A 5,789-nucleotide genomic window follows, 5' to 3' on the forward strand; every position below is an offset into this window, starting at 1 on the left:
TGGCTAACTACATTAGGGGGAATAAGTTGCCCAAAAATGTCTTGGCTAACTACATTAGGGGGAATGAATTGCCTAAAAAGCCCATGGCTAACTACATCAGGGGGATTGAATTGGCCAAAAATGTCTTGGCTAACTACATTAGGGGGAATTTCCACCCCCAATTAAAAAAGCCGTGCTTTCGCACGACTTTTTTAATTTGACGTAACTTGCCATGGAATGGCACTGATCACGTAAAGGGCGGCGCCTACAATGACGTAGTTCAAGAAGACACCACTGGCGATCTCCAGCCAGTAACCGAGGTCTAGAGCCGTAATGACCGACGTGTCAAAGAAGATCGGCACAAGGGCCATCAGGCCGTAGATCAGCATCAGCCAAAAGGCCGTCCACATGAGCCCTGCCGTCAGGTCGTGGATCACGGCCCGCTTAGTGTGACTCTTAAAGGCTTCTTTGAAGATGGAAACGATGGCCACGATGCAGAGGATGATTACGATAACGGCAACCAAGCGGACAATCGTTACCAGGTTGGCCTCAAGGAGAACCGTCGCTAGGTCAAAGGCGTTAGCCACAATGTAAGTGGCTGAGGTCTTTTGCTTTCTCAGCTTCTTGCGGACCGTCGCCACCTGCGAGGAGTCTGTCTTCTCGCTCTTTAAAATGACCTGCTTGATCTGGTTGGCCAGCTCCGTATCATTGGTTTGAACCAGGTGGAAGCCGTACTTGTAGTCGATGATCAGGTCGGCCACTTCCAGCGCCTGCTCGTCAGACAGCAGGTTCTCGTCATCGCTGTTGCCGTTGACGATGGTGGCTAAGCGGTTAAAGTGGCTGTTGATCTGCTTGCTGATGACCACGGTATTGCTTTCCGTTTTGATGGTCCGTTTCATAAAAGATGGGTTTAAAAAAGTCCCCATGATTAGCAGCAGGCTGACTAGTAAAAAAGCCACGAAGGCCATCGGCCGCTTGTATTCTAACGCGTTATCAAAAATTTCTTCCTCTTCCCCACGTTTGCGCCTTGCGGAAGTTCGGGTCATTCGTCCACTCCTAACTATAAAATCGCTTTGTCTTCATCAAACATCGTGTCGATCGCGTGGTGGATCTCATCGATGCTGCAGTTTTCAATTACTTGGTGCCCTTCAGCCAAGGCAGCCCTGATCTTAGCCGGCTGCGCGTGCGAAAAGCTGAACATCAAGGAACTCGTCGCGTAGTCTGCCATCTCTTCGGCCGTCAGCTTATGCTTGGCCCGGTCCCGGTACAAGCGCCCCGTCCCGGTCAAGATGAAGGCAATCCCGGTTCTGATCTCGGGGTAATTTTTATATTGGGCAAAAGCATCATGCGACTTCATCCACTCATCGATCATCTTACTCCAATTATCCAAGGATCGCTGGTTGGTGAAGGCCTCCGTAATTACCTGCCCCAGGCCCGTGTCTTTGGTCCCCAGCCTGATGGCAATGCAGATCATGGCCTTGACCCGAACGAAGGGATTTTTCTTCTGTTCGTGGTAATTGGCATCGATCTGGTCCCACATGGTGTTAAAAAGATTCCGCACAATGTCGGTCATCAAGGTTGACTTGTGGGGGTAATACGATTGCAAAAGCGACTTGGAGATGCCGGAATCTTCCGCAATTTCTTGCAAGGACACATGGTCAAAGCCATAGACCCGCACCAAGCGGAAGGTGTTGTCCAGAATCTCCCTTCTCCTTTGAATATTTTTCTTTCTTGCCATAACTATCTGCCTTTCTTTTACAACTAACAAAATTATAACAAGATTTTGCTAGCTGTTTGCAAGAGATTTGCCACTTTTAGGCAAATTTCAAAAAAGAGAACAAAAAAGGAGGCCGCGGGCGGCCTCCTTGTGCTTCCCTTTAGTTCTTGGTGAAGCGGTTTTGTTCATCAAAAATTTCGTGAATTGACCGGTCGTTGTAGATGTGGTCAATCCCCTTGGCGAGCAGGCGGTCAACTGAGATGCGCACCATCCGGTCAGGGTACTTGTTGTGCTTAACCGTGTCAGTAACAACGATTTGTTCAATTGGCAAGCCATTCAAGATCTTGGTTGCGTCTTGAGAAAGCAGGGCGTGGGTGGCAGCAGCGTAAACCTTGGTTGCGCCAGCAGCAAAGACTGATCTGGTTGAAGATGCCAAACGCGTACCCGTGTCGATCAAGTCGTCAACGATAATGCACTTCTTGCCTTGAACGTCCCCGATGATGTCGTGAACGCTGTCGTCGTAGCGGGCGCCGCGTTGGTCAACGATGGCGATTGGTGCGTCAAAGTATTGGCCAAAAGTCCGGGCCAGCTTGGTGCCGCTGTGGTCTGGAGAAACGACAACTACATCGTCGTCTTCCTTAGAAGCAATGCCGTTGTCCAAGAAGTATTGGGCCAAAATTGGCATAGCGTGCAGGTGGTCAACTGGAATGTCGTAGAAACCTTGGATTTGGGAAGCGTGCAAGTCAACCGTCAAGATGTGGTCAATGCCCGTCAATTGCAGCAAGTTGGCAATCAGCTTGGCAGTGATTGGTTCACGGGATCTAGTCTTGGTGTCTGAGCGAGAGTAAGCCAAGTATGGAATCACGCAGTTAACGGTGTGAGCAGATGCCCGGTGCAAGGCGTCCAGCACGATTTCCAATTCCATGAAGTTTTCGTTGACTGGATCTTGGATGGATTGGATTACGAAGACGTCACAGCCACGAACCGTTTCCGCAATGTTGACTTGGATTTCACCGTCGCTGAAGTGGTGAACCGTGGTTTCCAATAAAGGCATGCCTAAAATGTTGGCTACCTTTTCGTTCAACTGCGGATTGCCGCCCAAGCCAATCAGCTTCATTGGATTAAGCAACTTATGAATTTCTTCTTTTGTAATTGATGTCATCATGAGCCCCTTAGAAACATTCTCATTAAATTGAATCTATAATGTCTACATTAACATTATAGCAAAGCTTTGCCTTGTTTTTTCAGGATTCCTTGCAAAAATCTTTGATCAGGTCCAAAATCTTCAAGCTGTCGACCACATAAGAGTCGTGGCTCTGCCGCGGCATGATGGCCAGGCGCCCTTGCGGGATCAGGCTGCTGTACCAGCGGACGTGCTCAACTTTGACCCAGTCGTTTTCGCCAACAGCGCATAGAACCGGGATGGTGATTTTTTTCAAGCTGTCTGGCTCCATGTAGGATTCAGTCAGTTCCACCCGGCTGTCGCGGTCAAATTTCAAAAAGCGCCGCACGCCTTCGGTCAAGTAGTGGTACTTGTGGATTCCCTTCCCGTCGATAAAGACGCCGGCCACGATTGACTTGCCTAGCAGGCTGCTGTCTTGGCTGGCAAGGAGCAAGGTTACCAGGCCGCCTGAGTCATAGCCAAAGACGTAGGGCTGCTCAAGGCCAAGCGCCTTGATAAAAGCCGACAGGTCCTCGACTTCGGTTTGGTAGTGCTCAGCGATCTCGCCGCCACTTAAGCCGTGGCCCCGCATGTCCAAGGCGTAGACCGTGTAGTATAAAGACAAAGGCGCAATCACCTTGCTGTACATGCCGCCATCGAGGTGGTGGCCATGCAGCAGGATCAAGGGGTGACCCTGGCCCAGTTTTTGGTAATAAAGGTCAACGCCATTAACTTTGATGATCATTTTTTATCCTTTCCCCAACATAGGCTTCCTCGCCCTCGTACTTGCGCGAAGCATAATCCTCCTTTTTCGCGGAGATTTTTTCCCATAGATGCTTAAAAATGCTGGTGTACATCAGCACGTTGGCCACCGTGATGCTGCAAAAGTGGTTCCAGCTGATCGTATGCACGGCGCTATCGGCCCGCTGCCAGTAATGGTAAAGGGGCACAGAGTCGTAATAGCAGCCTTCCGTCTTCATCAGGTAGTCGATGTTAAAAACCTGATCCTCCATTAAATCCAGGTCATTGTTAAAGCGGAGCTTGAGCCGCCTTACCAGCTGGGTCTTGTAGCACTTGTTCCAGGTATAGCCCTTTAGAGGAGAATGCTTGGTGCCCAGGACCTTCACGGTTGCCTGGAAACGGGTCAGCTCGCCTTTGGCAGGCTTGGCGATCGGTACAGAAGGCTTTTTAGGCCGGTCCACATAGTAGCCGCAGGCGATCATGTCATCGTCAGGGTGGTCTTCAAAGCCTTTGATGAAAAAGTCAGTGTAATTTTCATCGACCCAGTCATCGCCATCGTGAAAAATAAAGTAAGGCGTGTCCACCAGGTCCAGGCCTAAGTTGCGGGCAACTGCGACGCCTTCATTTTCTTTAGCCACCAGGCGGAAATTCGCAAAGTCTTTTTCATAGCTGGCCGCAATTTCCCGGGTGCGGTCACTTGACCCGTCATCGATGATCACCAGCTTAAAGGCGCGATTTTTCTGCAAAAGCAGGTGGTCCAGGGCACGGGCTAAGTACTTCTCTTGGTTGTAGACAGTCATGATCACGGTTAGCTTAGGCTCACTTTTTTTAGACAACGCTACTCCTCCTCTCAGAGCCAATTTACTTTATTATATCATCTTCTAAAAAAGTTTTAGACCCCCTGCTCAGCTGATTGGTCTTGACCAATAGTTAAATTTTTTCTAAGGGCCAAAAGGGGTGGGCGAAATTTAGTATAATTAGGGGCGGATAGAATTTAAAAAGGAGAATTTTTTGCAATGAAAAAATTTCTAACCCTGCTGGCCCTAGCAGCCGGCTTAACGTTCAGCCAGCCGGTCCAGGCAGCGTCTTCGTCAACTGACGTTGACACAACGCCGGTGATTACCCTGGGGACCTCTTTGACCGACAGCCAAAGAGAGGGAACCCTGAGCGTTTTAAAGGGCGCTTTGAGCGACTCCAGCAGCTACAACACCTTAACGGTTACGGGGAGTGACCTGGTGACCTACTTGAACCCATCAGGCGACAACTTCACTTCCTCATCCGGCGTTTGGTCCAGTGCCGCCATTGAAAAGACGAGCTCTGGCAGCGGGATCAACGTGCAAATTTTAAACTATAACGGTAAAAACAATATTACGACGATCACAGCCAACCAGTACCGGAACGCGGCCATCACGGCCGGGATCACCGACGCCAACATCTACGTAACGTCCGCGGTCTCCATCGACGGTTCCGGTGCCTTGGCCGGCATTTACAAGGCCTACGCCAAGAGCGGGGAAAAGCTGAACCAAAAGCAGATCACCGCAGCTCAAGACGAACTGTCAACTTTGAGCGGGATCACTAGCGAAAACAAGAATAAAGACGGCTACAGCGACGCGCAGCTGAACAACGCGGTGGCTGGGGCCAAGAAAGAGATGGCGAAGGAAGGTTCAAATATTACTAAGAACCAGATCATCACCATCGTCAACCAGCAGATCAAGGACAACAATCTGACCAATGTCATCACCAATGAACAGAAGAATCAGATTGTTAACGTCTTGATCGAGATCCGCGACTCTGGCGCCTTGAACTCGTCTTCTTTTAAAAAGCAGGCAAGTCAAGCCATGAGTGCCATTCAAAAGAGCGCGAAAGGCATTTTTTCAAAACTGAATACCGAAGAAAACCGCAACGCCCTGCAAAAGCTGTGGGACGCAATCGTCAACTTCTTCACCAACTTGTTTAACAGCTTTAAATAGTTAGGTATTAGCCCCGAATCCATCTTGTGGATTCGGGGCTTTTTGTTTTGGGGTGTTGGTGCGGTGGCGGTGGATGGGTGGGGTTGATGGGACGGTGGTCGGGCGGATGCTGCGGGTCAACTGGGACGTCTGGCTGCACAATATGATGTCAACCAAGCGGCTGACCTGCACAATATGATGTCAACCAAGAATTCTCAATCTTTGGTTGACATTGTTTTGG

At 49.7% G+C, this 5,789-nt stretch carries 6 protein-coding genes; 1 reads left to right on the plus strand and 5 read right to left on the minus strand.

Annotated elements, in window-relative coordinates:
• Positions 1 to 191: 191 nt before the first annotated feature.
• The 5 genes from ACI4WN_RS07615 to ACI4WN_RS07635 form a co-directional block, all read right to left on the minus strand.
• The gene (locus ACI4WN_RS07615; protein ID WP_439777673.1) at positions 192 to 1,025 is read right to left on the minus strand and encodes a hypothetical protein; all 834 of its coding nucleotides are present in this window, start codon (positions 1,023 to 1,025) and stop codon (positions 192 to 194) included.
• Between the two features lie 14 nt (positions 1,026 to 1,039).
• A complete protein-coding gene (locus ACI4WN_RS07620) occupies positions 1,040 to 1,717 on the minus strand; it encodes a TetR/AcrR family transcriptional regulator (protein ID WP_439777674.1) in 678 nt (225 codons plus the stop codon).
• A gap of 139 nt (positions 1,718 to 1,856) precedes the next feature.
• A complete protein-coding gene (locus ACI4WN_RS07625) occupies positions 1,857 to 2,849 on the minus strand; it encodes a ribose-phosphate diphosphokinase (RefSeq protein WP_439777678.1) in 993 nt (330 codons plus the stop codon).
• A 91-nt stretch (positions 2,850 to 2,940) separates the two neighbouring features.
• Positions 2,941 to 3,603: an alpha/beta fold hydrolase gene (locus tag ACI4WN_RS07630; RefSeq protein ID WP_439777675.1), complete on the minus strand. Its 663-nt coding sequence runs from the start codon at positions 3,601 to 3,603 to the stop codon at positions 2,941 to 2,943.
• Positions 3,587 to 4,435 carry a glycosyltransferase family 2 protein gene (locus tag ACI4WN_RS07635; protein ID WP_439777676.1) on the minus strand — a complete coding sequence of 283 codons (849 nt, stop codon included), beginning with the start codon at positions 4,433 to 4,435 and terminating at the stop codon, positions 3,587 to 3,589. The genes ACI4WN_RS07630 and ACI4WN_RS07635 overlap by 17 nt, the downstream gene beginning before the upstream one ends.
• A gap of 180 nt (positions 4,436 to 4,615) precedes the next feature.
• On the opposite strand from ACI4WN_RS07635, the gene ACI4WN_RS07640 reads away from it, so the two are divergent.
• Complete coding sequence (locus tag ACI4WN_RS07640) at positions 4,616 to 5,569, plus strand: DUF1002 domain-containing protein (RefSeq protein WP_439777677.1); 954 nt, start codon at positions 4,616 to 4,618, stop codon at positions 5,567 to 5,569.
• Positions 5,570 to 5,789: the final 220 nt, after the last annotated feature.

It is taken from the genome of Lactobacillus sp. (assembly GCF_051893255.1).
Taxonomy (GTDB): domain Bacteria; phylum Bacillota; class Bacilli; order Lactobacillales; family Lactobacillaceae; genus Lactobacillus.